The organism is Chryseobacterium sp. PTM-20240506 (assembly GCF_048296755.1).
GTDB classification, from domain to species: Bacteria; Bacteroidota; Bacteroidia; order Flavobacteriales; family Weeksellaceae; genus Chryseobacterium; species Chryseobacterium proteolyticum.
In genome coordinates, this window is the sequence record NZ_CP182581.1 from 737,567 (window position 1) to 763,212 (window position 25,646).

General features: G+C 36.4%; 22 protein-coding genes. 9 read left to right on the forward strand and 13 right to left on the reverse strand.

Going from position 1 to position 25,646, the window contains the following annotated elements; genetic code table 11:
* Nucleotides 1–153 precede the first annotated feature (153 nt).
* Together infC and thrS are read right to left on the reverse strand one after the other, a co-directional pair.
* Nucleotides 154–684, reverse strand: a complete 531-nt coding sequence (infC, locus tag ACNFU2_RS03065) for a translation initiation factor IF-3 (RefSeq protein ID WP_172282988.1) — start codon at nucleotides 682–684, stop codon at nucleotides 154–156.
* 71 nt (nucleotides 685–755) lie between these two features.
* Nucleotides 756–2,675 carry a threonine--tRNA ligase gene (gene thrS / locus ACNFU2_RS03070; protein WP_172282986.1) on the reverse strand — a complete coding sequence of 640 codons (1,920 nt, stop codon included), beginning with the start codon at nucleotides 2,673–2,675 and terminating at the stop codon, nucleotides 756–758.
* A 93-nt stretch (nucleotides 2,676–2,768) separates the two neighbouring features.
* Between thrS and ACNFU2_RS03075 the strand changes: the two genes are divergently transcribed.
* Both ACNFU2_RS03075 and ACNFU2_RS03080 read left to right on the forward strand, forming a co-directional pair.
* Nucleotides 2,769–3,962: a DUF4932 domain-containing protein gene (locus ACNFU2_RS03075; RefSeq protein WP_273647922.1), complete on the forward strand. Its 1,194-nt coding sequence runs from the start codon at nucleotides 2,769–2,771 to the stop codon at nucleotides 3,960–3,962.
* Nucleotides 3,963–3,970: 8 nt separating this feature from the next.
* Nucleotides 3,971–4,930, forward strand: coding sequence for a dipeptidase (locus ACNFU2_RS03080; protein ID WP_418123652.1), 960 nt, complete (start codon nucleotides 3,971–3,973; stop codon nucleotides 4,928–4,930).
* 52 nt (nucleotides 4,931–4,982) lie between these two features.
* Here ACNFU2_RS03080 and ACNFU2_RS03085 read toward each other — a convergent pair whose 3' ends face one another.
* Nucleotides 4,983–6,527, reverse strand: a complete 1,545-nt coding sequence (locus ACNFU2_RS03085; RefSeq protein WP_306612181.1) for a hypothetical protein — start codon at nucleotides 6,525–6,527, stop codon at nucleotides 4,983–4,985.
* Nucleotides 6,528–6,673: 146 nt separating this feature from the next.
* Here ACNFU2_RS03085 and ACNFU2_RS03090 point away from each other — a divergent pair, with 146 nt between their 5' ends.
* The 4 genes from ACNFU2_RS03090 (at nucleotide 6,674) to leuB (ending at nucleotide 11,098) form a co-directional block, all read left to right on the forward strand.
* Nucleotides 6,674–7,837: a 2-isopropylmalate synthase gene (locus tag ACNFU2_RS03090; protein WP_273647925.1), complete on the forward strand. Its 1,164-nt coding sequence runs from the start codon at nucleotides 6,674–6,676 to the stop codon at nucleotides 7,835–7,837.
* 38 nt (nucleotides 7,838–7,875) lie between these two features.
* Nucleotides 7,876–9,264, forward strand: a complete 1,389-nt coding sequence (gene leuC / locus ACNFU2_RS03095; RefSeq protein WP_172282978.1) for a 3-isopropylmalate dehydratase large subunit — start codon at nucleotides 7,876–7,878, stop codon at nucleotides 9,262–9,264.
* 120 nt (nucleotides 9,265–9,384) lie between these two features.
* Nucleotides 9,385–9,984 (forward strand): 3-isopropylmalate dehydratase small subunit, encoded by a 600-nt coding sequence (gene leuD / locus ACNFU2_RS03100; protein ID WP_172282977.1) that lies wholly within the window; start codon nucleotides 9,385–9,387, stop codon nucleotides 9,982–9,984.
* Entirely contained in the window at nucleotides 9,974–11,098 is a 1,125-nt protein-coding gene (gene leuB, locus ACNFU2_RS03105) for a 3-isopropylmalate dehydrogenase (RefSeq protein WP_172282975.1), read from the forward strand. The genes leuD and leuB overlap by 11 nt, the downstream gene beginning before the upstream one ends.
* 75 nt (nucleotides 11,099–11,173) lie before the next feature.
* Here leuB and ACNFU2_RS03110 read toward each other — a convergent pair whose 3' ends face one another.
* From ACNFU2_RS03110 to ACNFU2_RS03155, 10 genes are all read right to left on the reverse strand, one after another.
* The gene (locus ACNFU2_RS03110) at nucleotides 11,174–11,359 is read right to left on the reverse strand and encodes a hypothetical protein (RefSeq protein ID WP_172282973.1); all 186 of its coding nucleotides are present in this window, start codon (nucleotides 11,357–11,359) and stop codon (nucleotides 11,174–11,176) included.
* A gap of 10 nt (nucleotides 11,360–11,369) precedes the next feature.
* Nucleotides 11,370–11,975 carry a DUF4230 domain-containing protein gene (locus ACNFU2_RS03115; RefSeq protein WP_172282971.1) on the reverse strand — a complete coding sequence of 202 codons (606 nt, stop codon included), beginning with the start codon at nucleotides 11,973–11,975 and terminating at the stop codon, nucleotides 11,370–11,372.
* 3 nt (nucleotides 11,976–11,978) lie between these two features.
* Nucleotides 11,979–12,545 (reverse strand): thioredoxin, encoded by a 567-nt coding sequence (locus tag ACNFU2_RS03120; RefSeq protein WP_273647927.1) that lies wholly within the window; start codon nucleotides 12,543–12,545, stop codon nucleotides 11,979–11,981.
* 3 nt (nucleotides 12,546–12,548) lie between these two features.
* Nucleotides 12,549–13,016, reverse strand: a complete 468-nt coding sequence (locus tag ACNFU2_RS03125) for a nucleoside triphosphate pyrophosphohydrolase family protein (protein WP_172282968.1) — start codon at nucleotides 13,014–13,016, stop codon at nucleotides 12,549–12,551.
* 194 nt (nucleotides 13,017–13,210) lie between these two features.
* Nucleotides 13,211–13,630, reverse strand: a complete 420-nt coding sequence (locus ACNFU2_RS03130) for a hypothetical protein (RefSeq protein ID WP_418123656.1) — start codon at nucleotides 13,628–13,630, stop codon at nucleotides 13,211–13,213.
* A gap of 13 nt (nucleotides 13,631–13,643) precedes the next feature.
* Nucleotides 13,644–14,351, reverse strand: coding sequence for a hypothetical protein (locus tag ACNFU2_RS03135; RefSeq protein ID WP_418123658.1), 708 nt, complete (start codon nucleotides 14,349–14,351; stop codon nucleotides 13,644–13,646).
* A gap of 421 nt (nucleotides 14,352–14,772) precedes the next feature.
* Nucleotides 14,773–17,007 (reverse strand): reprolysin-like metallopeptidase, encoded by a 2,235-nt coding sequence (locus ACNFU2_RS03140; RefSeq protein ID WP_418123660.1) that lies wholly within the window; start codon nucleotides 17,005–17,007, stop codon nucleotides 14,773–14,775.
* Nucleotides 17,008–17,256: 249 nt separating this feature from the next.
* The gene (locus ACNFU2_RS03145) at nucleotides 17,257–20,187 is read right to left on the reverse strand and encodes a reprolysin-like metallopeptidase (protein ID WP_273647932.1); all 2,931 of its coding nucleotides are present in this window, start codon (nucleotides 20,185–20,187) and stop codon (nucleotides 17,257–17,259) included.
* 201 nt (nucleotides 20,188–20,388) lie between these two features.
* Nucleotides 20,389–20,886: a DinB family protein gene (locus ACNFU2_RS03150; protein WP_273647933.1), complete on the reverse strand. Its 498-nt coding sequence runs from the start codon at nucleotides 20,884–20,886 to the stop codon at nucleotides 20,389–20,391.
* A gap of 16 nt (nucleotides 20,887–20,902) precedes the next feature.
* Nucleotides 20,903–22,042: an acyl-CoA dehydrogenase family protein gene (locus ACNFU2_RS03155; protein WP_172282956.1), complete on the reverse strand. Its 1,140-nt coding sequence runs from the start codon at nucleotides 22,040–22,042 to the stop codon at nucleotides 20,903–20,905.
* A 195-nt stretch (nucleotides 22,043–22,237) separates the two neighbouring features.
* Between ACNFU2_RS03155 and ACNFU2_RS03160 the strand changes: the two genes are divergently transcribed.
* The 3 genes from ACNFU2_RS03160 (at nucleotide 22,238) to ACNFU2_RS03170 (ending at nucleotide 25,619) form a co-directional block, all read left to right on the forward strand.
* Nucleotides 22,238–24,112, forward strand: a complete 1,875-nt coding sequence (locus tag ACNFU2_RS03160; protein ID WP_273647934.1) for an endonuclease — start codon at nucleotides 22,238–22,240, stop codon at nucleotides 24,110–24,112.
* 204 nt (nucleotides 24,113–24,316) lie between these two features.
* The gene (locus tag ACNFU2_RS03165) at nucleotides 24,317–24,922 is read left to right on the forward strand and encodes a SatD family protein (RefSeq protein WP_172282953.1); all 606 of its coding nucleotides are present in this window, start codon (nucleotides 24,317–24,319) and stop codon (nucleotides 24,920–24,922) included.
* 1 nt (nucleotide 24,923) lies between these two features.
* The gene (locus ACNFU2_RS03170) at nucleotides 24,924–25,619 is read left to right on the forward strand and encodes a DUF3307 domain-containing protein (protein ID WP_306612199.1); all 696 of its coding nucleotides are present in this window, start codon (nucleotides 24,924–24,926) and stop codon (nucleotides 25,617–25,619) included.
* Nucleotides 25,620–25,646: the final 27 nt, after the last annotated feature.

Genomic DNA, 25,646 nt, shown 5'->3' on the forward strand with positions numbered 1-25,646 from the left:
ATCTATGATATTTTAATCTTATTTCTAATTCAAAATTAAATTTATTAATAAACACAACTCTTAACATAGGATATTTTATTCGGAATTGAATAAAAAAAAACCTCAAATTTCTTTGAGGTTTATATTGGAAATTAAATTCTGAATTTAATTTGATTATTTAGCTGCTTTTTTAGGACTCATCATCATAATCATCCTTTTACCTTCCAATTTAGGAAGCTGGTCTACTTTACCTACATGCTCAAGTTCCTGTGCAAGTTTTAAAAGTAAAATTTCTCCCTGATCTTTAAAGATAATTGAACGTCCTTTGAAAAATACATAGGTTTTAAGTTTCGAACCTTCTTCCAGGAATTTCTCAGCGTGCTTTTTCTTGAATTCATAATCATGGTCATCTGTCTGAGGCCCGAAACGGATCTCTTTTACAACCACTTTTATTTGTTTTGCCTTAAGTTCCTTTTGTTTTTTCTTTTGCTCGTATAAAAACTTCTTATAGTCTAATACTCTTGCAATAAAAGGTTCTGCTTTGTCTGAAATCACAACCAGGTCTAATTCCTGATCCTTGGCTATCTGCAAAGCCTTATCTAATGGGTAAACTCCAGGTTCCACATTGTCACCTACCAAACGAACTTCTCTGGCTCTGATTTTACCATTAATTTGATGCAAATCCTCCTGTACCGGACGACGCATTGGGCCTCTGTTGTTAAATCTTTGTGCTATTGTCTTAAATTTTATTGGTTAACTTTCTATTGACAGCTTTCTTATATAGCTGCTTCTTTTTTAAAATAATTGACGAAATCTTCCATCTTCATTACGCCAAGATCTCCTTCTCCACGTCTTCTTACTGAAACGGTTCCGTCTTTTTCTTCATTTTCACCGATCACAATCATGAAAGGGATTTTCTTTAATTCTGCATCACGGATTTTCTTTCCGGTCTTCTCATTTCTGTCATCAATCAGACCGCTAATATCGTGATTTTCCAAAAATTGTGAAACTTTTTTTGCATAATCTACATATTTTTCACTAATCGGTAGAATTATATACTGATCAGGGCTCAACCATAAAGGAAAATCTCCTGCTGTATTTTCTAATAAAATAGCGATAAATCTTTCCATAGAACCAAACGGCGCTCTATGAATCATTACCGGTCTGTGCTTTTCGTTATCATTTCCGATGTAGTGAAGATCAAACCTTTCCGGCAGGTTATAGTCCACCTGGATGGTTCCTAACTGCCATTTTCTTCCTAACGCATCCTTAACCATGAAGTCCAGTTTAGGGCCATAGAAGGCAGCTTCACCATATTCGATAACGGTTTTCAATCCTTTTTTCTCTGCTGCATTGATGATGGCATTTTCAGCTTTCTCCCAATTCTCATCAGAACCGATATATTTTTCCTTGTTTTCAGGATCTCTTAAAGAAACCTGTGTAACAAAATCCTCAAATCCTAAAGATTTAAAAACATAAAGTGTTAAATCTATTACTTTCTCAAATTCTTCCGACAGCTGATCCGGAGTACAGAATAAGTGGGCATCATCCTGAGTAAATCCACGTACTCTTGTCAAGCCGTGAAGCTCTCCACTTTGCTCATATCTGTAAACAGTACCGAACTCTGCATATCTTTTTGGAAGATCCCTGTAGCTCCATTGTGAAGTTTTGTAGATTTCACAGTGGTGAGGACAGTTCATAGGCTTCAGCAAAAATTCTTCACCTTCATTCGGTGTTTTAATAGGCTGGAAACTGTCTGCCCCATATTTATCCCAGTGTCCTGAAGTCACATACAGCTCTTTTGAACCAATATGCGGGGACATCACGAATTCATAGCCTCCTTTTTTCTGAGCCTCACTAAGGAAGTTTTCTAATTTTCTTCTTAATGCAGTACCTTTTGGAAGCCATAGCGGAAGTCCGGCACCCACTTTTTCAGAGAATGCGAAAATCCCTAATTCTTTTCCAAGTTTTCTGTGATCCCTTCTTTTTGCTTCTTCCAATCTTTCCAGATATTCTGTAAGCTCTTTCTGTTTTGGGAAAGAAATACCGTAAACCCTTGTCAATTGGGGGTTCTTTTCATCACCTCTCCAGTATGCTCCTGCTGCATTTAATATTTTTACGGCCTTTACAATTCCTGTATTGGGAATATGACCTCCACGGCATAAATCCGTGAAATTATCATGAGTTACAAAAGTAATTTCTCCGTCATTAAGATTGGAGATCAGTTCTACTTTATAAGGATTATCTGCATAAGTTTTTAATGCCTCTTCTTTGGAAACAGGATAGAGGGAGAATGTAGAACCTTTCTTAGCATTCTCTAAAACTTTCTTTTCAATCTTTTCAAAATCCTTTTCAGATAAACTTTCGTCTCCAAAATCTACGTCATAATAAAATCCATTTTCTATGGCTGGGCCGATAGTAAGCTTAGCATCAGGATAAAATTCAAGGATGGCCTGCGCCAGAAGGTGGGCAGAAGAATGCCAGAAAGCTTTCTTTCCAAGATCATCATTCCATGTCAATAGCTGTACCGTAGAATCCGTCGTTATAGGTGTGGTAATCTCTACTTGTTTGCCGTTTACGACTGCGGAAATGGTATTTCTAGCCAATCCTTCGCTTATAGATTTTGCCACATCTAAAGGAGTTACTTCTCCCTCGAATTCTTTGACACTATTGTCTGGAAGTGTAATTTTTATCATTGTTTACTATGAAATTTTAAGATGCAAAAATACGCATTTTTTATTTAAAATGGTATATTAACGTATATTTGAATAAATAAATAATTCAAAATAATGAAAAACCTATTAACGGTATTTACTGTTTTATTTTTCACATTCTCTTTTTCACAAAAAAAAGCCCCAAAATTTCAGGTTTCTTACAGCAAAAATATAGATACTTATTTTTTAGCTGAGATCCTTTCAGCTGAGCATAGGAAGATCAATAAAGATTTTGAATTATTCAAGATTAAAGAGTGCTCAACCTACCAGCCTATTGTAAAAAGAGCATTGGAAAAATATGGGCATCTGAAAAATTCTAAAATCGCTCATCTTACTGCAAAGATTAATGATACGCTACTCAGTAAATATGGCATTGGAAATGACGCAATCATGAAACCGCTTTTATCACATAAAGAATTTCCATTAAAAGGCTGGAATGATGACTATTTATTTGAAAAAAATACGCTGACCAAAGTACAAAATGATGAAATAACATTCCTTATTAAAAACTACATCTCAGAATTGCAGCAATTTTATATACAGGAAAAAATTGGGGATTTCTTTTCAGAGAATAAAACATTCTATGAAGGTGGAATTAAAGAATATTACCAACAGATTCCCGCGAATTTTGTTTCAGCAATGGAACATTACTATGGAGAAAGATTTGGCAGCTATACTGTTTTCATTTCACCAATGATGATGTGGCCAATAGAAGATAATGAAGGTCGTGGCATTGGTACTGATATACAACATTCGGGAGGAAAGAAAAGTATTTATGAAGTTGCAAGCCCTTTTATGAGAGTGGCAAAAGAAGGGGAATGTGGATATAACAACCAGTTTCAGGCGAGGTTTTTAACTATTCATGAGTTTGGTCATGCATTTATAAATAAGGAAGTCTATCAGAATAAGGATAAGCTCAATATGTTTAAGGATTTGTTTGAAAAATCAAACTTAAAAGAAATCATGACAAAAACAGGTGGCGTTGCCGATTATCAGACTTGCGTGGTAGAACATCTGGTAAGGTTGGGGGAAATTGAAACAGCCATTATACAGAATGATCTTGAACGTGCTAAAAAACTAGAGGCCTATCATCTGAAAAATCATTTTATTTTTCTCCCTCAGTTAGAAAGAAAGATAAAGGAATACAATGCTAACAGAAAAAAATATAAGAAATTCGGAGATTTTGTTCCGGAACTCTTAAAAGTATTTGAAAATAGTGATATTAAGTGGATTAATAAAGAACTCGACATAAATAAAGATAAAATATAATGAATGAAATGAATTTTGATTTACACTGTGATTTATTGTATTATCTGCTAAGAAAAAATTCAAAACCAGATGACAGGGAGTTGGGGTGTTCATTGCCCTATTTAAGAGAAGGAAATGTAAAATTACAGGTAATGGCCATTTACACAGCTACAGCTATGAACAGTACGGCCGAAGGAATCAGGCAAAGTGAGGTATTCGCTGATTTATTGAATACTGATGATTTCTTCCTGTTTGATCCTTCAAATTATGAAGCACACGAAAATAAGGATCGGGCAGGAGTACTTGCTTCCATAGAAAATGCATCCTCATTTTGTGAAGAGGATTCTGACCTCGAAACAGGTTTTAAAAACCTGGAAGCTATTATCAATAACACGCAGAAAGTCCTTTATATAGGACTTACGCATCATACAGAAAACCGATTTGGGGGCGGAAATAATTCAGGGACAGGATTAAAAGAAGACGGAAAAGTAGTTCTGGATTATATTTCGGACCGAAAAATTGCCATTGATCTTTCCCATACAAGCGATCAGCTGGCCTATGATATTCTTAATTATATCGATCAGAGAAACTATCATATTCCTATCCTGGCAAGCCATTCCAATTACCGCACTATCTATGATAAAAAGAGGAATCTTCCTGATGAACTGGCAAAAGAAGTGATTAGGAGAAAAGGTCTTATCGGACTTAACTTTATCAGGAATTGTGTTCATGAAACTGATCCTTACAAGCTATATGAACATCTTCAATATGGGCTTGATCTTGGTGGAGAAAATTCAATTGCTTTTGGTGCAGATTTTTACTACTGCAAAAACTATCCGGATCCGTCAAAGCTTCCCATATTCTTTCAGGAGTTCGAGAATGCTACCGCCTATGAAGCAATCAATAAAAAGATTTCCGAAAATTATTCCGTTGAGCTAATGGAAAAAATAAGCCATAAAAATGCTCTGGATTTTATAAAAAAGCTTTAAAATAAACACCAGATGGTGGCTTTAAAAGTCGGTTACCATCTGGTGTTATTTATTATTTCAGTCTTTTATACTTCACTTTTTTCTTTATAATTTCAATTACATCCACATGCTGAACTTTTGACTGTATCCAGCCATGGATATCTATATAAAAGAGTGAACGTCTGTAATATTCATTGTTTTCATATTGATCCAGTTTCCGGTCAAATGCTTCAAATGCTTTTTGTCTTTCATCCAAAACAAGGTTATTGAGATTTTTAAAAAAATCGATGCTTTCAAAATGAAATTCTTCCGGCTTTTTCATCTTTAAAGCGAACTTTAAAGTAGCTTTAATAAACTCATCGTAATCTTCGTCATTTCCGGATTCATGCTTGGACATAAGGATCAGAATCCTCGTATGAAATAAAAGATCTTCCTGTACGTTGCCTTTTGACTCGATGATCTTCATAGAGTAGCGCATCGATTCATTATACTTCTTGCTTCCAAAAAACATAGCTGCCATCTTAAGATACAGAATCATAAAATGGTGCTCATCAATTTTATCCCGGAGCTTTTCCATCTTCATTTCTATTTCTGGAATAAGCTTCGTTCCACTGAAAAACTCTCCTTTTACGAAATGGATATTCATTAAAGTATTGGAGTAGGTAAGGAATGTAAGAGCCTGTAAATTCTCATTTTGGGCAAATCCAGGTGAAGAAACCGTTTTAGTGAAATTTTCAAATTGTTTTTCTAAAATATCGATATTACCATAAAGGAAAAGGATCTTCAGTAAATAAGTATTGCCTTTGATATACCACACCGGATGACTAAAAATCATTTCGGGTTTCTGATGAAACAGCTCTACCCACTGATAAGCATATTTCAGCGTGTATTTGTAATCCTGCAATAGCTGATTTTTCCAGACATGCGCTTTATAATACCAAAGTTTTTCAGTAAAATTTAAACTGGAAGGTTTTATATTTTTAATCTGAGAGTTGAAGATTTCCAGTACCTCTTGCCTGTCCGCATCGTTTTTCACATACCCATGGGTGAGCATTTCACTGTATAACTTCAATGAAAGATTGGAAAGTTCAGTTGTGTATTGGTTTTGTTTGCTTATTTCTTTAGACTCTCTTATTAGTTCTTCGGCCCTTCCGTCTATACTTCGTGTAATAAATTGGGACTCAATTACCTTCTCAAGGTCAATAATCTCTGAAGCGATGCTTTTTTCATCTAGTTCCAGGGCAGATTGCTTCGTTTTATCCAATATTTTTAAAGCCTGCTTGTATAGTCCTTTCTGATACAGGATATTGGCAAAATCAAGTTGCTCGCGAAGCTGAATCCTGTAATTTTGATGGCTCGGGTTCATACGAAGGCTTACTAAGATTTGCTTATAGAGATGCGCTTTCAGGTTAGAAAGCTGCTGCTTGGTAGAAATTTTCTTCTCTATGATGACAGACTCGTTATACTCAGTCATTTTGTCAAGCTCAGAGAAAAGTAGTAGAAATTTAGCATCTACATTAATTCCTAAACGATTAACATAAAGCTTAAATTGCCGTTTCTCAGAAGTGGTTAATGATTTAATGAGTACAAATAAGAAGTCTTTCTGCAATTCTGCCATTGTAAAATTTAATAATTTAAATTATTGATTTTATTATACTTACGTTTAGTTTTTCATTATTTGAATATTGTAATTTTCATTAAAATTGAAAATGTAAAAAATATGCAAGCCTTAGTTTTGGATCAAAATTAAGTAAAAACTTCATTATGAATTCCGAAAAAATTGAAATTTTTGATACCACTTTGCGTGATGGGGAACAGGTTCCGGGATGTAAGTTAAACACAGAACAAAAATTAATTATCGCCGAAAGGCTTGATAAGCTAGGGATTGATGTAATAGAAGCCGGTTTTCCGGTATCAAGTCCGGGAGATTTTCATTCCGTTTCTGAAATTTCCAAGTTGGTACGAAATGCAAAAGTTTGCGGACTGACCAGGGCCAATAAAAAAGATATCGAAGTGGCTGCCGAGGCATTGCAATATGCAAAACGCCCCAGAATCCATACAGGAATAGGAACTTCAGACTCACATATTAAATATAAATTCAACTCTACCAGAGAAGACATTATTGAACGGGCAGTGGATGCTGTAAAATATGCTAAAAGCTTTGTGGAAGATGTTGAATTTTATGCAGAGGATGCAGGAAGAACCGATAATGAATACCTTGCCAGGGTTTGTGAAGCTGTAATAAAAGCCGGGGCAACCGTTTTAAACATTCCTGACACCACAGGATATTGCCTGCCGGAGGAATACGGACAGAAAATTAAATACCTAAAAGAAAATGTAAAAGGCATTGATAAAGCAATCCTTTCATGCCATTGCCATAATGATTTGGGATTGGCAACTGCTAATTCCATTGCAGGAGTAATGAACGGGGCAAGACAAATTGAATGTACGATCAACGGATTGGGAGAGAGAGCAGGAAATACGGCTTTGGAAGAAGTCGTCATGATTCTGAAGCAACATAAAGACCTTAGACTTCATACAGATGTTAATTCCAGAATGTTGAATACAATGAGTTCTTTGGTATCAGACCTTATGGGAATGCCTGTTCAGCCTAATAAAGCAATCATAGGAGCCAATGCGTTTGCCCACAGTTCGGGCATCCACCAGGATGGTGTGATCAAGAACAGGGAAACTTATGAGATCATGAATCCTGAAGATGTGGGAGTAACCGAATCTTCGATTATTCTTACAGCAAGAAGCGGACGTTCTGCTCTTGCATACCGTTTTAAGCATATCGGCTTTGATGTTACCAAAAATGAGCTGGACTTTTTGTATGGGGAGTTTTTAAAAATTGCAGATGCTAAAAAAGAAGTGGATAATGATGATCTTAGCCTGATGATGAATGCATTAACGAGAAAAATCAGTTAGGCATTTCACATCATTTCTCAATAAAATCAAACAAAAAAATGAACAATAATAAGAAAACACTTTTTGATAAGGTCTGGGATGCTCATGTGGTGGAAACAATTCCTGACGGACCGCAAATTATTTATATCGATAAACATCTTATTCATGAAGTAACAAGTCCTCAGGCTTTCGCTGAACTGGAATCCAGAAATCTTGAAATATTCAGGCCTGATCAGATTGTAGCTACAGCGGATCACAATGTACCGACTTTAAATCAGGAGCAACCTATCCGCGATGAGTCTTCAAGAAACCAGGTACAACAACTTACTGAAAACTGTACTAAAAATAATATCGAACTGTATGGCCTTGGGCATCCCTATCAGGGAATTGTCCACATTATTGCACCGGAACTGGGGATCACACAGCCGGGAATGAGCATTGTATGCGGAGATAGTCATACTTCTACACACGGAGCTTTCGGAACAATAGCTTTTGGTATCGGAACCAGCCAGGTAGCACAGGTTTTTGCGAGCCAGTGTTTATTGCTCAATAAACCGAAATCAATGAGGATTACGGTTAATGGAAAGCTTAAAAAAGATGTCCAGCCTAAGGATGTTATCCTGTATATTATTTCTAAAGTAGGGACTAATGGGGGAACCGGTTATTTCTGTGAATATGCGGGGTCTGTTTTTGAGGAAATGTCGATGGAAGGAAGAATGACGGTATGCAATATGAGTATTGAAATGGGAGCCAGAGGAGGAATGATTGCTCCTGATGAAACGACTTTTGCCTACGTAAAAGGAAAACCTTTTGCACCAAAGGGAGAGGAGTGGGAAGAAAAGCTTGCCTATTGGAAGAGCCTGAAAACGGACGAAGATGCCATATTTGATGCTGAATTTAGTTTCGATGCATCAGAAATAAAACCTATGATTACCTATGGAACAAACCCGGGAATGGGTATCTCTTTGGATGAGATTATTCCTGTTCCACAAAATGAATCTGAGGAAAAGGCGTTGCAATACATGGGATTAAAAGCCGGTCAGTCTCCTTCTGATATTAAGGTAAATTATGTATTTATTGGAAGCTGTACGAATGCAAGGATTGAAGATTTTCGTTCTGCAGCGCAATATATTAAGGGGAAGAATAAATCTCAAAATGTTAAAGCGCTTATTGTTCCTGGATCCCAGCTAGTCGTAAAGCAGATCTATGAAGAAGGCCTTGATAAAATATTCAATGATGCCGGTTTTCAGATCAGGCAGCCCGGATGTTCAGCCTGTCTGGCCATGAATGATGATAAGATTCCTGAAGGTGAATATTGCGTTTCGACCTCCAACAGAAATTTTGAAGGCAGACAGGGACAGGGAGCCAGAACTATTCTGGCAAGTCCGTTGACTGCTGCTAAAGTCGCCATAGAAGGCAGAATCAATATTTTTGAAAATTTAAATTAATAATAAGACATACAAATAGAGGATGTTAAAAATGGCTGCTTTTGTTTGAACTGATTTCTCATACATTTTAAATAAAGCAGCTTTTAACCAAAACATATTGTAATCTAGTAAACTAAAGCAATGCAAAAGCTAACTATAATAAAATCAAGTGCAATTCCTTTGCCTGTAGAGAATATAGATACTGATCAGATCATTCCGGCAAGGTTTCTGAAGAGTATAGACAAAAAAGGGTTTGGAGATAATCTGTTCAGAGATTGGAGATATGATGTTCATACCAATCAGCCAAATGCTGATTTCATTTTAAATAAACCCCAGTACCGCGGTGAGATTTTAGTAGCCGGTAATAACTTTGGTTGTGGGAGTAGCCGTGAGCATGCTGCCTGGTCTTTAACCGATTATGGGTTTAAAGTGATTGTATCCAGTTATTTTGCGGATATTTTCAAAGGAAATGCTTTGAATAACGGTTTGTTGCCTGTAAAGGTTTCTGATGTATTCTTACAGGAAATCTTAACGGACATTACAGAAAATCCTGAAAAGGAAATTACCATAGACGTTGAACAGCAAACTATAAGTTTTAATGGTAAAACAGAATATTTTGAATTGGATTCTTATAAGAAAATATGTTTGCTTAACGGATATGACGACATTGATTTTCTGATCAGTAAAAAAGAAGCCATAAAAGAGTTTGAATTAAAAACACAAAAAGTATATGAACAATAATTATTTCAAAATAGCTGTACTTCCCGGAGACGGAATTGGTCCTGAGGTGGTCAGTGAGAGTGTGAAAATCCTTAAAGTAATTGGTGAAGTGTTCCAGTACAATTTCCAGTTTACCTATGGATTGATGGGAGCGGAAGCAATTTTTCAGACAGGAGATCCGTTGCCTGAACAAACACTGGACATTTGTAAAGAATCAGATGCCGTGCTTTTTGGAGCGATAGGCGACCCTGCTTTTGATAATAATCCCGACGCAAAAGTAAGGCCTGAACAGGGATTGCTGAAGCTTCGTAAGGAATTAGGGCTTTTTGCCAATATCAGGCCGTTAAAAACCTATTCTTCATTGATTGAGAAAAGTCCTTTGAAAAGAGAAATCATTGAAGGAGCGGATATTCAGATTTTTAGGGAATTGGTGAGTGGGATCTATTTTGGTGAAAAATTTACCGATGAAGAAGGATCTTATGCCTATGATGTTTGTAAATACAGCAGGGAAGATATTATACCTATTGTCCATATGGCATTTCAGGAAGCCCAAAAACGTAAAAAGAAATTAACGCTTATTGATAAAGCTAATGTTCTGGACACTTCAAGATTGTGGAGAAAGATCTGTAAGGAAATCGCCCAGGAATATCCTGAAGTTCAGTTGGATTTTATGTTTGTAGATAATGCTGCGATGCAGCTGATCCTTAATCCTAAACAATTTGATGTTATCGTAACGGAGAATATGTTTGGAGACATCATTTCTGATGAAGCGAGTGTAATCGGCGGTTCCATAGGACTTCTGCCTTCCGCATCTATAGGAAATGAAAATGCACTATTTGAGCCTATTCACGGGTCTTATCCGCAGGCAAAAGGCAAAGGTATTGCTAATCCTGTAGCCTCAATATTGAGTACGGCAATGATGTTGGATCACCTGAAATTGAATCAGGCAGCAGATAAATTGAGAGAATCGGTAGAACATGCCATTGAAAACAAATATGTAACCGTAGATCTTAATGCGAAGCAATCTTATTCTACAAGCGAAGTAGGGGACTTCATTGCGGACTATATCAGATTTTCCGAAAAATCATATTACAATTTTGAGAATATCAAGATCGGAAAATCCACTATTGTATAGTGATAACTAAGAGTTTGATTTTATTTTTTTTATATTGAAAAGGTCTGCTTCTTCTGAAGCAGACCTTTCATTATTTTACCGACGGGTATTATCTGTTTTTCCGGACTTATTCTTCGAAGATTTTTCAATATCCTCTTTATCGATATCCGGTGGATTGGTTTTCTTAGATGATGCAGGAATATCTGGGAAATCCTGGTTTTGTTTTTTCGATTCTGCAGCATTGGCAGATTCCTTCTTTTTAGCATTATCTTTTGAATTCATAGCTTAGATTTTAAAGTTCTAAAATACCGAGTTGACCTGTTTTGTCTTCAATGGTATAATTCAAAGCCTTTGCCAAAACAAAAATATTATTAAGATTTTCCATCAATTGCTTACGTCCTTCATTTCGTAGCTTATTTTCATCAATAGCTTTAATAGCTGTTTCTTTTGCTTTGTTGGTTACATTTTTAATGTCTTTTTCAGAAATCCTGTTAAAGAAAGAATCGTCAAGCGACTGTATTTCCACACTTGGAGTAATTCGGATATCGGCATTAGGCAGCTGAGTAATAACCAGTTTTTTATTGATCGAATCCACCTCTATCTTCATTTTATTAAGATCGTAGGAAACCTGGGCATTGGTCTTGGTATAGGTGATTATACTGTTACTGGATACTTCGTTTCCGAATACTTCATAACCCATTTTGGTTTTCTGCATGCTGGAAATATTCTGTTCCAAAACCACCATTTTATTCATTTTGGAAATCTGGTTCGTCAGAATATAATAATCCGATTTTTCCGTTTTGCCTCCAAAATTAAAACAGGACTTAAGACCGAAAAACAGGAAAAGCATCACAAGAATTCCTGCTACAAAAGATAATATAAGCTTATTATTTTTCAATATTTACTTTTTAAATATTTCTTTAAGTACCGATTTGTCATCTTTTTTCAGAATTTCTACCAGATCCCTTTCTACATAACCGGTTTTGGGCATTTCAATAATTCTTCCGATTTCTTTATCATATTTTTCAACAATAATAGTCGGAACTTTCTGGATATTATAAATACCTTCTTCTCCTGATGGAGATTCCTTTTTGCGATTGACTGCAATAATGGTCAGCCTGTTATCCGGAAAATTTACTTCTTCCAGAATTCTCATCAGTCTCGGAAAGTCCCTGTGGCTATCCTCACACCAGGTTCCCATGAAAACAATAATGTGATAAGAACTTATTTTAGCTTTTTTCAAGTCTGCAATGGCCTTCTGATCTAAAGCATATTCATCATGCTCTTTCACATACCAATCTGCATAAGGTGCCTTTAAAAACTGTTCTTTTAACTGGTTACCCAAAAGCATTTTGCCATCATTCTGGGTTTCTACCTCACGGTTTACAACCACTTTCTGAGCACTGAGCTGCTGGGTAGCCAGGAACAATCCTGAAATAGCAACAGTATTTGTAATAAATTTTTTCATATTTTATTTCTCGATGATCGTTTTCAAATCAGCAGGAGAGTAGTATTTGTTTTTCAGAACTTTGTGATCCGTTTTTCTGTAAACGTTGAATTTTTCTCCTGATTTTTCATAAAAAGATTCTACTTCTTTTTCTTTATAGAATTCAACAGTTTCATTTGCCTGCTCCTCGTTGTCACATGCTTTTGACATATTGGAACGCTGAACTTCGTTGAAAAGCTCTACAAATTTGTTGCCAAGACCAAATTCTAAAACAGCACCACTCAAAACGTATTGTAAATCACATAAAGCATCTGCAATTTCAACGATATCATTATCTGCGATTGCTTGTTTTAATTCGTTTAATTCTTCCTGTAACAGTTCAACTCTAAGATTACATCTTTCAGGAGAAGGAATTTGTGGTGTTTCTAAAATAGGGGCTTTAAAAGTAGTATGGAATTCTGCTACTTGGTTCAGACTATCAATTTTATCCATGAATTTTTTTATTTAAAGCAAAGATAGAAAACGATTTGCTAATGGTAAAATGTACAACGCAAAATGTACCTAAAAACGGTAGAATATAGACTACTTCTCCGTAATCTAAGCTTCATGATCCTCTGTCGGATTTTGCATATAATCATGTTAATTAATAACCACGCGAAATTATCAAAATGATGATTAAAAACAGATTACTCCATTTTTTCAAATTTCCAGACCCCGGAAATATGTAAGACCGTTGCTCCCGGTTGTTTTTCACCATAACTGAAAACACAGATATAAGAGGAGTGGCAGGATGGACAATCCGTACCAAAGTATAAGGTAGGTAAATTAGAAACCGTTAATTCTCCAAAATGCAACATGCTAGGGAGGGTTGGAGCAACAATACCATTATCTATCAATTCATTTTTCGAAAGGACTTTGTCACCCTCATAAATCTGAAGGATCGGGAACCCTGATTGATAAGGGATAATTTCGAGTTTATTTTCATAACCGCAGTCACAACATTTACCTGTTGTGACTGCAGATGGGATAATTTCATCATTGGTAAAAACTGCTTTTGCTACGAGAGCTTTTCTGCCAATTCTTATTTTTTTTGATATTGAATACATCAGGATCTGTCTTTTATTGAATCACTGTACCTACTAAATTGTTGTAATGACCGCTTGGACTTTTTTTTATGGTTATTTTCACATATCCTTCCTCCGCCAACTTATTCCAGGTTTTCTGATAACCGGTTGCCGGATCTATAGGGATTTTCCACATCGTTTGTTTTCCGCCACCTACCTGATTGAACCAGGGAATTACATCAGCTGTTTGGGAAGTGAAAGGTAATGAATTATTCAGAACATCGATCTCATAATAAAAATCATAGGTGTTTTCAGGTTGATTTAATGCTCTTTGAGAGAAAGTATACACATACCCGTTTATAATAGGACTTGTAAAACTGCCTCCTAACGTAGGAATTCCGCTTCCATTATAATTAATCGCTCCGCTGTATCGGTCAAACTTTTGCCCGGCCTGAAAGGGAACATTATCAACTATATTGTATCCTCCATTGGCAGGGGGCCAGCCTCCATTTAGATTATTGGCTTTAAAAAGAGCTTCCAGTTCACTCCATTTTCCCTGTTTGTATAATTCGAAAGCCTGATTCCGGATATCCTGGTTAACCAGTCCCGCGGTGTCATAAGTTAATGCAAATTCATCAGCGTTCTTATAAAATACGTGGGTAACTCCGTTTGTGTTATCAATTTCATCATCCCTGTCCGAACTACAAGCAGTCGAGAAAAAAATAACGGATAAAAAAAGGAAGTACTTCAATAAATGTTTCATAATAATTAGTTTTTTATTTATAATTAAGTTAGTGTCAGCAGGCATATCTTTTTCATTAATATTCATCTAATGAATATTGGCGGTCATCTTCGGAATAAATTTATTGGTTCACTTTGGATGTAAAATAAGACGCTTATTAAGACTTTATCCAAAGTAATGGAATGCAAAGTGATATGAATCAAGCAATGCTTACTAATAGTATCTTCGACCCAAATACCCGGTGACAGGCGGTACAATGATTCGATAAATTTAAATTAAAAAACTATAACAAAAGAATAAATTATTTTAAAAATTAATAATTAATGAATTATTTACTTTTTTAGTTTTTAATTTTAGAATTTATTACTTTTCTATAAGATGAATTGAATAAAAAAAGGCCGCTCTAAAAAGAGCAGCCTTAAGATCATTGTTATCAAGATAATTATTCTTTAATAAACCTTTTTGTTGTTTCTCCAGTCTGAACTAAATAAACTCCCTTAATAAGGCCACTTACATTAATGGCTCCTCTTTCAAGTTTTCCTGAATTAATTAGTTTCCCGCCCATATCAAAAATTTTATATTCTTCTGAAGTAGCGTTTGAAACATTTAAGATATTTTTTACCGGGTTAGGGAAGAGCTTCACCTCGGTGATCAGATCTTTAGTGATGTCTTTTTGTTTGGCTGAAGATGCAGTTACCTTTATATTGGCATTGTTCACATCAAAGAAAATGTGATTGCTTCCTTTTACCATAATTCTTCCTGTTGTTGTTGCAACATTAGGAATTGTTACTGCCTGGGTACCGTCATTTGGAGTTCCCGCCAGCAAAGTAGTCCAGGTAGTTCCACTATTGGTTGACCATAATATATCCACATTAGCCGCATTTACATTATTTCCTGTAGTTCCTGCAACGTCCCATGTTATGGTTTGAGAGCTTCCCCCGGCATAAGTTACGGCAGAATTTTGGGAACTCACCTTAAATGGACCAGCTGTAGAGTTTACTGTAATTATAGCATCATCGGAATTATTTCCTGATCCACCGGCTCTGTTATCACGAACCGTAAATCTGAAATTCAGTTTTCTTGCCACATTAGATAATGCTTCTACTGTGATTTCGGATCCTGAGGTAGTTGTAGCACCAGCAAGGATAGAAGCCATTCTTGGGAAATACCTGGTAGGAGAGGCAGTTGGTGTCCATGATCTGAATGTAGGACCAGCAGTTTTTGTAGCACTGGCTGCAGAGCTGGATCCTGTTTGTGAAGAAGTTCCCTTATCCATTTGCTCCCAGATGTAAGTTAATGTATCTCCGTCAGCATCCGTCCCGGTTCCTGTCAACATAAAGGGTGTGCCTTTAGGAATAGTGTAATCAAGACCTGCATTAGCTGTTGGGATGGAATTTCCTGTAGCAGTATTTACAGAGCAGGTTGCCGCTTTAATATTGTCCGTAATCTGTTGAATGCTTAAAGCATGGAATAAAGCGTCCGAATGAGCTTGCACATCATAACTTGTAATCCCTGCATAGCCCATAATGGTAGATCCGGATCCCGGTTCTACAGGTTGCAATCCGGTTTGGGTCTGATAAGACCATGTATGATTACCTCCAAACTGATGTCCCATCTCATGAGCTACATAATCTATATCAAAACTATCTCCTGAAGGAACTCCGTCTGCCGGTGAGGTGTATCCGCTTCCCTTGTAATTCTCAGGTGAACCATCAGAATCTAAAGTCTTATCATTGCTACAAATACAGCCTATACAACCTGCATTACCACCACCACCATCTTTTCCGAATAAATGTCCTATATCAAAATTGGCATCACCAATTGTTGAATTTAAGGTTTGCATAAGTTCATAATTCCAATTATCAAGCTGTGATGAAGGGGAATAAGGATCGGTGGATGAATTGGTGTAAATGACATCATCATTATTTGAGATAAGGACCATTCTGGCAGCAAAATCTTTTTCAAACACTCCGTTTACACGGGTCATTGTGTTATTCATAGCAGCCAGGGCATTTGCTTTAGTTCCTCCAAAATAAGACGTATACTCACCGGTGCAGGAAAGGGCTAATCTAAAGGTTCTTAACTTTGAATCATCAGCATTCGGTCTTGCAGCAAGAGTTGTTTTCTCAATCCCTTTCTGTGCAACATCAATCACTTTACATTCAAATTTATTAAGTGCATCCTTTTTATCAGACTTCCTATAAATTACATACGTAGAAAGATCCTTCGTGTAAGGCTCAATAAAAACAGCAGAGCGGTCACCGTAAATTTCCATAGAAGAAAGCCCCAAAGGAGAAATACTGAAATACACAGTCGAACTTTTATCTTCTGCTCCCTGTCCAACATACGATTTAATATCCGGATATTTCGCAGCTAAAAGAGGATCAAGGTTTGAGTTTTCCCTTACTTTAAAATTTTCCATTTTTCCTTCTGAATTAGGAAAAGAAATAATAATTTCTGATGGTTCTCCCGCAGACAATCTTTTTGGAGCTTTTGAAAGGACGCTTTTGAGTGCATCAAGATTTAGTGAGTACACTTTTGGATCAGTAATGCCGGTTTTGTTCTCAAAAACCTGCGATGCTGTCTTTGGTGAAGTTTGAGACCAGAGACGATCGGTCTGCGCGAAAGAGATGCCCGAAATTAAAAGCACCCCAATCATGGATAACTGTTTTTTCATATAAAATATTGTTTAATTGTGGAATACCAAAGCTAACGAAAATAATATTACGAAAAACGTACTTAATTCATATTTTTACTAGGTATTAATTATTATTTTCATTTACGAATTGAATAATAGTTAATTTTTTAATAAAAAATGAATAAAATAAATTAAAACAAAATAAATGATTAATTTTTTTCTAAATCAGCAAATAAAAAAACTACCTCTGGCGAGGTAGCTTTTTCATTTAATTCTGATTTAATATTATTAATCTTTAATGAATCTCCTTGAAATTTCACCAATTTGTATCATATAAGCTCCTTTTACGAGATTATTTACATTAACAGATCCTCTTTCGAGTTTTCCTGAATTGATTAATTTTCCTGTCATATCGAAGATTTTATATTCTTCAGATGTTGTATTGGAAACATTAAGGATATTTTTTACCGGATTAGGATAAAGTTTGATATCTGTAAGCATATTATTGCCACCTAATATGTCTCCTTTAGATGTTGATCCGATATTTACTGTGTAATCCTCAACTTGTCCATACGTATAAGTTCCGCAAGATGATGATGGGATAGAGCTGTACTGCATCATTACTCTCATTCTTGTAGAGCCAAGTGCAGCAGAGGCAGGAATCGTTATACTTCCCGTTACCGGTGTTGTAGTAGATCCTGATTTGGTCCATACCAATTCGCCGCTATCTGTAAAGACTCCGTTTTGATTGTAGTCAATATATACTGCGTACGCTTCACTGTATACGGTTGAAGTCCATACCGGAGTAATAGAAATTGTATAGGCAGTTCCTCTTGTAACATTAGTGGAAACAGATGTGAAATTTTCGTATCCTGCAGTTCCCGTAGAAGTGTTGTTGATTGTTCCAAACTTCACGTTTCCTATTCTTTCGTCAGCAGTATTGTTTGCACTTGCTGAACAATAAGTTACCGTGCTTCCTGCAAGAGTTGTTACACTTACGGAATTACTGGCTGCTGAAGTGTTTCCTGCGGCGTCTTTTGCTTTAACGGTAAAGCTGTAAGTGGTAGATGGACTTAAGCTTGTTACTGTATAAGAAGTAGAAGCAGTAGATCCTATTAATGAAGCACCCTGGTACACATCATATCCGGTAACCCCTACATTATCCGTAGCTCCGCTCCATGATAAATTGGTTGTGGTTGCAGTAGTACCGGAAGCAGCAAGAGTAGGTGCTGTAGGCGCTACAGTATCAGTTCCTCCTGAACCTGCATTTACCGTGATGTTAGCATTATTTACATCAAAGAATACATGATTGGAACCTTTTACCATAATTCTCCCTGTTGTCGTAGAGGCATTAGGTATGGTAACAGCCTGGCTTCCATCATTAGGTGTTCCGGCCAATAATGTAGTCCAGGTATTTCCACTGTCAGTTGACCAAAGAATATCTACATTAGCAGCATTTACATTATTTCCTGTAGTTCCTGCTACATCCCATGTTACAGTTTGGGAAGTTCCTCCTGTATATGTCGTTGCTGAATTTTGGGACGAAACCACAAATGGTCCTGCTGTAGAATTTACCGTAATCACTGCATCATCAGAATTGTTTCCTGAACCTCCGGCTCTGTTATCACGAACTGTAAATCTGAAGTTCAGTGTTCTTGCTACATTAGATAAAGCTTCTACAGTAATTTCTGAACCTGCGGTTGTGGTAGCACCGGCAAGGATAGAAGCCATCCTTGGAAAATATCTGGTTGGAGAAGTTGTTGGAGTCCATGATCTGAAAGTAGGTCCGGATGCTTTTGTTGCGCTGGCTGCAGAGCTTGCTCCTGTCTGTGACGAAGAAGCATTGTCCATTTGTTCCCATATATAGGTTAAGGAATCTCCGTTTGAATCCGTACCGGTTCCTGTTAACATAAATGGTGTGCCTTTAGGAATAGTGTAATCAGATCCTGCATTAGCGGTTGGAATTGCATTTCCTGTTGCTGTACTTACAGGACATGTTTTAGCTTTAATATTATTAGTGATCTGCTGGATACTTATTGCATGGAAAAATGCATCAGAATGGGGTTGTACATCCTGAGAGGTAATTCCTGCATATCCCATGATGGTAGATCCTGAACCAGGTTCCATATTAGCTCCGGTTCCTTCATTGCTCATAGAGAATGTATGGTTTCCTCCGAACTGATGCCCCATCTCATGCGCTACATAATCAATATCAAAATTATCTCCTGAAGGAATTGCATCCGCAGGGGAGGTGTAGCCGCTTCCTTTCGAGCCGTTTGTACAAACACATCCGATACATCCGGCATTTCCACCACCTCCGGTAGCCCCGAAAAGGTGTCCGATGTCGTAATTAGCCTCGCCAATCACAGAAGTTAGGGTATTTTGAAGTTGCGAATTCCAATTATTCATACTGCTTGAAGGAGAGTAAGGATCCGTAGAAGCATTAGTGTAAATTACAGCATCATTGTTAGAAATTAAAACCATTCTTGCTGCGAAATCTTTTTCAAAAACACCGTTTACACGGGTCATTGTATTGTTCATTGCAGCTAAAGCGTTGGCTTTTGTTCCCCCAAAATAAGTAGTGTATTCTCCCGTGCAGGAAAGTGCTAATCTGAAAGTTCTCAGCTTGGCATCATCAGCGTTAGGTCTTGCAGCGAGACTGGTATTATCAATCCCTTTTTGGGCAACATCAATAACAGTACATTCAAATTTGTTAAGATTGTCTTTTTTGTCTGATTTTTTATAAACCACATACGTTGAAAGATCTTTGGTGTAAGGCTCGATGAACACAGCCGATTTATCACCATAGATTTCCATCGAGGATAATCCTAAGGGTGAAATACTGAAATAAACTGTGGAATTAGAATCTCCAAGACCCTCACCAACGTAAGATTTGATGTCCGGATACCGGGCTGCCAGTTGTGGATCAAAATTTGAATTTTCCTTTACTTTAAAGTTTTCCATTTTCCCGTCGGAATTAGGAAAAGAAATAATGACTTGTGATTTTTCGCCGGCAGCCAGTCTTTTGGGAGCTCTTGAAAGCGCGTTTTTCAAACCGTCTATGTCCAGTGTATAGACTTTTGGATTATTGATGTTCGTTTTATTCTCGAAAACATTTGCAGATGTTTTCTGTGAACTTTGAGACCAGAGACGATCGGTCTGAGCGAAAGAAATGCCCGTCATAAAAAGCACTCCAATCAGAGTTAATTGTTTTTTCATAAAATATTTGTTTGATTGTGGAATGTCAAAGCTAATAAAAAATTTACAACAGAAAACAAAATTTTTTAAGAAAATTTTTGATTATATTTTAAATATATTAAGCATTATGTTAAGAATAATAAAATTCATATTGTATCAAAAAAAGAAAATAGCATACGTAAAATACGCATGCTATTCATTTATTGATAAGTTAACTCTACATTACAATCTATCATCAGCCGTAGGGCCATACAATCCAGGAACTTTATTTCCCGTTGATCTCAGATAAACAACCAGTTCTCCTCTGTGATGATATAAATGATTAAATAAAAAGCCTCTGATTACCTGAACTCTTGGAGTAGGAGCGAAAAGAATTTTTCCATTCATTTCCATTTTCCACTCATTAAAATATGTACTTTCATCAGAGTCCTCTATTACTTGTTGGGCTCTACTGACATTATTTTCAAACTTTGCTACAATATTTTGAATTGTGGAAATATCCCCTTTATCATATTGGTAGATTCCCATATCGAAAGTATCCTGATTGAAAGTATATTCATACCAGTTGTAAATCTCTGCAATATGTGAAGCCAGTTGGCCCGTGGTCCAGCTTTTATCGGAAGGTTTCCAGTCCAGAACACTGTCGGGAATTGCATTTAAAATTTTCCGGGTATTCTCTGCTTCATAGAGAAACTCACCTAAAAGAGCCTGTTTAATCATGATAGTAGAAAATAAATTATTGTGTAATATCTCTTCCGATTACCAATCTCTGGATTTCTGAAGTTCCTTCACCAATGGTACAAAGTTTAGAATCTCTGTAATATTTTTCTGCAGGAAAATCTTTAGTATATCCATAACCTCCAAAGATCTGAACTGCATTATTTGCAATTCTCACACAAGCTTCAGAAGCAAATAACTTCGCCATTGCTCCTTCTTTGGTCATTTTTTGTTTTGCATTCTTTAATGTACAAGCCCTGTGAATAAGAAGTTCAGCAGCGTCAATTTCAGTTGCCATATCAGCAAGCATGAAATTAATAGCCTGAAAGCTTGCGATAGATTTTCCGAACTGATGTCTTTCCTTAGCATACTTTAATGCTGCTTTATATGCACCTCTTGCTGTCCCAAGACTTAATGCTGCAATAGATATTCTTCCCCCATCCAGGATTTTCATAGCTTGCTTGAAGCCTTCTCCAACTTCTCCTAAACGATTAGAATCTGGTACACGTACATTATCAAAAATTAATTCAGCCGTTTCAGAAGCACGCATTCCCAGTTTGTTCTCTTTCTTTCCTGAAGTGAAACCCGGCATTCCCTTTTCCAAAACAAAAGCAGTTGAATTATTCTTTGCTCCTTTTTCTCCCGTTCTTGTCATTACGACTGCAATATCTCCGGAAATAGCATGAGTAATGAAGTTTTTAGCTCCATTGATTACCCATTCATCACCATCCTTCACAGCTGTTGTAGACATTCCTCCTGAATCAGAACCCGTATTGTGTTCTGTTAATCCCCATGCTCCAAGTACTTTTCCTGTTGCAAGCTGAGGCAGCCATCTATGTCTTTGCTCTTCATTTCCAAATTCGTAAATATGGTTCGTACACAATGAGTTGTGTGCGGCTAAAGAAAGTCCGATAGAAGGGTCTACCTGAGAAATTTCGTCAAGAATGGTAACATATTCGTGATAGCCTAACCCGGAACCTCCATATTGCTCAGGAACAACAATTCCCATAAAACCCATTTCTCCTAATTGATGAAATAGATCTTTTGGAAAAGTCTGGCTCTCGTCCCATTCCATAATATGGGGTCTGATGTTTTTTTCAGCAAATTCTTTTGCTGTTTCTGCTATCATTTTGATGTTGTCAACAATCTCGGTATTCATTATATAAGTAAATAGTTAGTTCTCAAAGATACTTAAATTGTAGAAATACGAAAATAAATTATCCAATGCGTAATATTATGTCTACAATAAATTAACTATCAGTTTTTTACATAATATAATTTAATAATTTTTTAATAAAAATCGTGTAAAGAGATATTGATTATTTATCTACTTTACAATACCAAATTTTAGAATATGAAAAAACTTTTACGATCTATTATCTTATTTTCCTCTTTTGTTTCAGCACAAGCTCCGGCCGGATATTATGACGGAACAACGGGACTTACCGGATTTGCATTGAAGTCCAGATTGCATGACATTATTTCGACCAAGAACATAAGCTGGCATTATGGTGATCTCACCAATTATTATAATCAGACGGATCTCGATATTTATTATGATCATGATGCAAGCAACACGACCATACTATTGGATATGTACTCTGAAATTCCGACAGGACCGGATGCTTACGAATATACGACCGCTAATCTTATAGGAAGTTCGTCGGCAGAAGGACTCGGATGGAACAGAGAGCATATGATGCCTCAAAGTACATTTTACAGTAACTATCCCATGTATTCGGATTTGTTTTATGTAGTACCAACAGATGCAAGGATCAATCAGTTGAGAAGTAATTATCCTTATGGAATTTCTACTACAACACCTTCTAATGTATTTTACACCTTTACCAATTCTTCCAAAATCGGAAGAAGTGCCATTCCCAATTATGCTTATACAGGACGTGTTTATGAACCGATAGATGAGTTTAAAGGAGATATTGCCAGGAGCTTATTGTATTTTGCGGTGAGGTATGAAGGAAAATTAGGAACTTTTAAATTCAACAATAATGCAAATCCGGCCTCGGATACCAATCCTCTGGACGGTACGGAAGAAAAAGCATTTGATGATGCGTATATAGCTATGCTTCTCCAGTGGCATGCCCAGGATCCTGTTTCCCAAAGAGAAATTGACAGAAATAATTCTGTTTACATGATACAAAAGAACAGAAATCCATTTATTGATCATCCGCAATGGGTAAATGATATCTGGGGACAGGTTCCGGACACGGTTTCTCCTCAATCACCAACGAATCTAACTGTGAGTCAGACAAGCACCTACTTTACAACATTGAGCTGGACGCCAAGTACAAGTTCCGATGTTATTGGATATAAGATTTATCAGAATGGGTCGCTGGTGGCATCAACAAGAAATACCTCGATAAGCATCGATCATCTTTCTCCTTCTACCAACTACAATTATACGGTTAAAGCCTATGATAACGGATATCTTTTTTCACCAGACAGTAATATTGTTTCAGTAACCACTCTTGCTTCCGATGTATATTCCAAAGACCTTTTTGTTTCTAAATATTTAGAAGGAACATCCAATAATAAAGCTATTGAGATTACCAACAGAACGGGGCATGCGGTGAATTTAAGCAATTACAGGCTTGCTATTCAGTTTCCTAGTGGTACCAATTATTATTTTCCCGCTCCATATGAGCTGGAGGGGACCGTACAGAATAATGAAACTTTTATGATTTTAAATCCTAACGCCAGTTTTTCATGCTTTGGCAATGAAAGCGCTAAGTTTGTTACTGCAGCCCCGCAAATGACATTTTCAGGAAGCCAGTATATTGAGCTGAGCTATAAATCGGCAACTGTTGATGCTATTGGTATCAAGTCCCAATCCAATTCATCTCAATTGACTGACGTTTCTCTTTACAGAAAAGCTAATGTTACTCAGCCCACAACTTCTTTTAATATAAATGAATGGGATGCACATCCTGCTGATCATTGTGAAGATACGGGAACTTTATTTTTACAGGATATTCAGTATTCCGGACAGGAAGAGCTTAAAATATATCCTAATCCTGTCAGTGAAAATATATTTGTAACCGGAAAAACAGAAGGCATAGAAACGGCACAGATCATCGACTGGTCCGGAAGGGTATTGATTACTGAAAAAACACCTTTCCTAAATAAAAATAATATTTCCGTGCAGAATTTACAATCCGGTCATTATCTTTTAAAACTGGATAACAAAGTATTTAAATTTATCAAGAAATAACTTTATAAAATTCAGAAAATAGATTTTTTCACTTTAAAAAGTAATGAAATTATAGTTCTGGAAATTAATTTTCAAAGAGCTCATATCCCGTTGAATCTACTGTTTTACAGGATATTGATATAAGCAGATTCACTAATAATTAATATCTATAAGTGTTTCTGCTTATATCTTTTATTTATAAGTAATTATGCTTATATTTGCAAAATGATAGCGGTCATCACCGGTGATATTATAAATTCGCAACATGCAGACACAGAAGTTTGGATTACCAAACTAAAGAATCTCCTGGAGAATTGGGGGAGCTCACCCCTCACATGGGAAATTTACAGAGGAGATGAATTTCAGTTTAAGTGTACTATCGATGAAGTTTTCTGGCGTTTTCTAGCCATAAAATCTATTATAAAAAGTCAGGAAAATTTAGATGTAAGGATAGCCATCGGTATTGGTGAGGAAAACTTTTCATCCGAAAAGATTACCGAATCCAATGGAACGGCCTACGTTAATTCCGGAAGATTACTGAATGGATTAAAGAGTGATGGTGATACTGTTGCTATTAAAACATCGAACGAAACGGTAGACAGGGACCTCAATATTCTTTTAAAGTGGGCTTCAAAAGATTTTGATAACTGGACAATGGCTACCGCAGAAATTATTCATGAAATGATTATGAATAAAGATATCACCCAGGAAGATCTAGCCAGGAAGTTTGCCATATCGCAATCTTCGGTAAGCCAGAGGCTAAAACGGGCGAACTATGACCTTATCGTAGAGACAAATCAATATTTTAGAAAGAAAATTTCAGAACTGTAACATGATTTTCACTAAACTCATATTGGCACATTTACTCGGAGATTTTATTCTTCAGCCAAATTCATGGGTTGCTGATAAAGAAAATCGTAAACTTAAAAGTAAGTTTCTGTACCTGCATGTTCTCATACATACCGCTTTAACTTTTATTTTCCTCTGGAACCTTCAACTTTGGTGGGTGGCAGCGTTGGTAGGTATTTCTCATTTTATCATTGATGCCGCTAAGCTTATCTTTCAAAACATTAAAACAAAGAAAAGATGGTTTTTTATTGATCAGGTTCTTCATATTCTGGTCATTCTAGGTGTTTCATTTTATTTTAAAGAATTTGATGTAACGATATTTGAAAATCAGGAATTTCTGAAAATAGTAATGGCTGTTTTATTTTTAACGACGCCTTCATCTATTATCATTAAAATATTACTGTCTTCATGGACTCCGGTTGCTGAAGCTCAGAATAATATACAAACCGAATCTTTAACGAGTGCAGGTAAATATATAGGAATCCTGGAACGTTTGCTGGTATTTATTTTTATTCTGGTAAACCACTGGGAAGGGGTAGGTTTCATGGTTGCTGCCAAATCTGTATTCAGATTCAGTGACCTTGCACAGGCAAAACAACGAAAGTTGACTGAATATGTATTGGTAGGAACGCTTTTAAGTTTTGGAATGGCTGTTTTAACGGGAATTTTAATAAAATAATTATAAATCTAACTATAAAGACAATTT

Coding starts and splice junctions, on each gene's coding strand:
- infC (WP_172282988.1), bottom strand. CDS start 684: ATGCGTCGTCCGGTACAGGAGGATTTGCATCAAATTAATGGTAAAATC.
- thrS (WP_172282986.1), bottom strand. CDS start 2,675: ATGATAAAAATTACACTTCCAGACAATAGTGTCAAAGAATTCGAGGGA.
- ACNFU2_RS03075 (WP_273647922.1), top strand. CDS start 2,769: ATGAAAAACCTATTAACGGTATTTACTGTTTTATTTTTCACATTCTCT.
- ACNFU2_RS03080 (WP_418123652.1), top strand. CDS start 3,971: ATGAATTTTGATTTACACTGTGATTTATTGTATTATCTGCTAAGAAAA.
- ACNFU2_RS03085 (WP_306612181.1), bottom strand. CDS start 6,527: ATGGCAGAATTGCAGAAAGACTTCTTATTTGTACTCATTAAATCATTA.
- ACNFU2_RS03090 (WP_273647925.1), top strand. CDS start 6,674: ATGAATTCCGAAAAAATTGAAATTTTTGATACCACTTTGCGTGATGGG.
- leuC (WP_172282978.1), top strand. CDS start 7,876: ATGAACAATAATAAGAAAACACTTTTTGATAAGGTCTGGGATGCTCAT.
- leuD (WP_172282977.1), top strand. CDS start 9,385: ATGCAAAAGCTAACTATAATAAAATCAAGTGCAATTCCTTTGCCTGTA.
- leuB (WP_172282975.1), top strand. CDS start 9,974: ATGAACAATAATTATTTCAAAATAGCTGTACTTCCCGGAGACGGAATT.
- ACNFU2_RS03110 (WP_172282973.1), bottom strand. CDS start 11,359: ATGAATTCAAAAGATAATGCTAAAAAGAAGGAATCTGCCAATGCTGCA.
- ACNFU2_RS03120 (WP_273647927.1), bottom strand. CDS start 12,545: ATGAAAAAATTTATTACAAATACTGTTGCTATTTCAGGATTGTTCCTG.
- ACNFU2_RS03125 (WP_172282968.1), bottom strand. CDS start 13,016: ATGGATAAAATTGATAGTCTGAACCAAGTAGCAGAATTCCATACTACT.
- ACNFU2_RS03130 (WP_418123656.1), bottom strand. CDS start 13,630: ATGTATTCAATATCAAAAAAAATAAGAATTGGCAGAAAAGCTCTCGTA.
- ACNFU2_RS03135 (WP_418123658.1), bottom strand. CDS start 14,351: ATGAAACATTTATTGAAGTACTTCCTTTTTTTATCCGTTATTTTTTTC.
- ACNFU2_RS03140 (WP_418123660.1), bottom strand. CDS start 17,007: ATGAAAAAACAGTTATCCATGATTGGGGTGCTTTTAATTTCGGGCATC.
- ACNFU2_RS03145 (WP_273647932.1), bottom strand. CDS start 20,187: ATGAAAAAACAATTAACTCTGATTGGAGTGCTTTTTATGACGGGCATT.
- ACNFU2_RS03150 (WP_273647933.1), bottom strand. CDS start 20,886: ATGATTAAACAGGCTCTTTTAGGTGAGTTTCTCTATGAAGCAGAGAAT.
- ACNFU2_RS03155 (WP_172282956.1), bottom strand. CDS start 22,042: ATGAATACCGAGATTGTTGACAACATCAAAATGATAGCAGAAACAGCA.
- ACNFU2_RS03160 (WP_273647934.1), top strand. CDS start 22,238: ATGAAAAAACTTTTACGATCTATTATCTTATTTTCCTCTTTTGTTTCA.
- ACNFU2_RS03165 (WP_172282953.1), top strand. CDS start 24,317: ATGATAGCGGTCATCACCGGTGATATTATAAATTCGCAACATGCAGAC.
- ACNFU2_RS03170 (WP_306612199.1), top strand. CDS start 24,924: ATGATTTTCACTAAACTCATATTGGCACATTTACTCGGAGATTTTATT.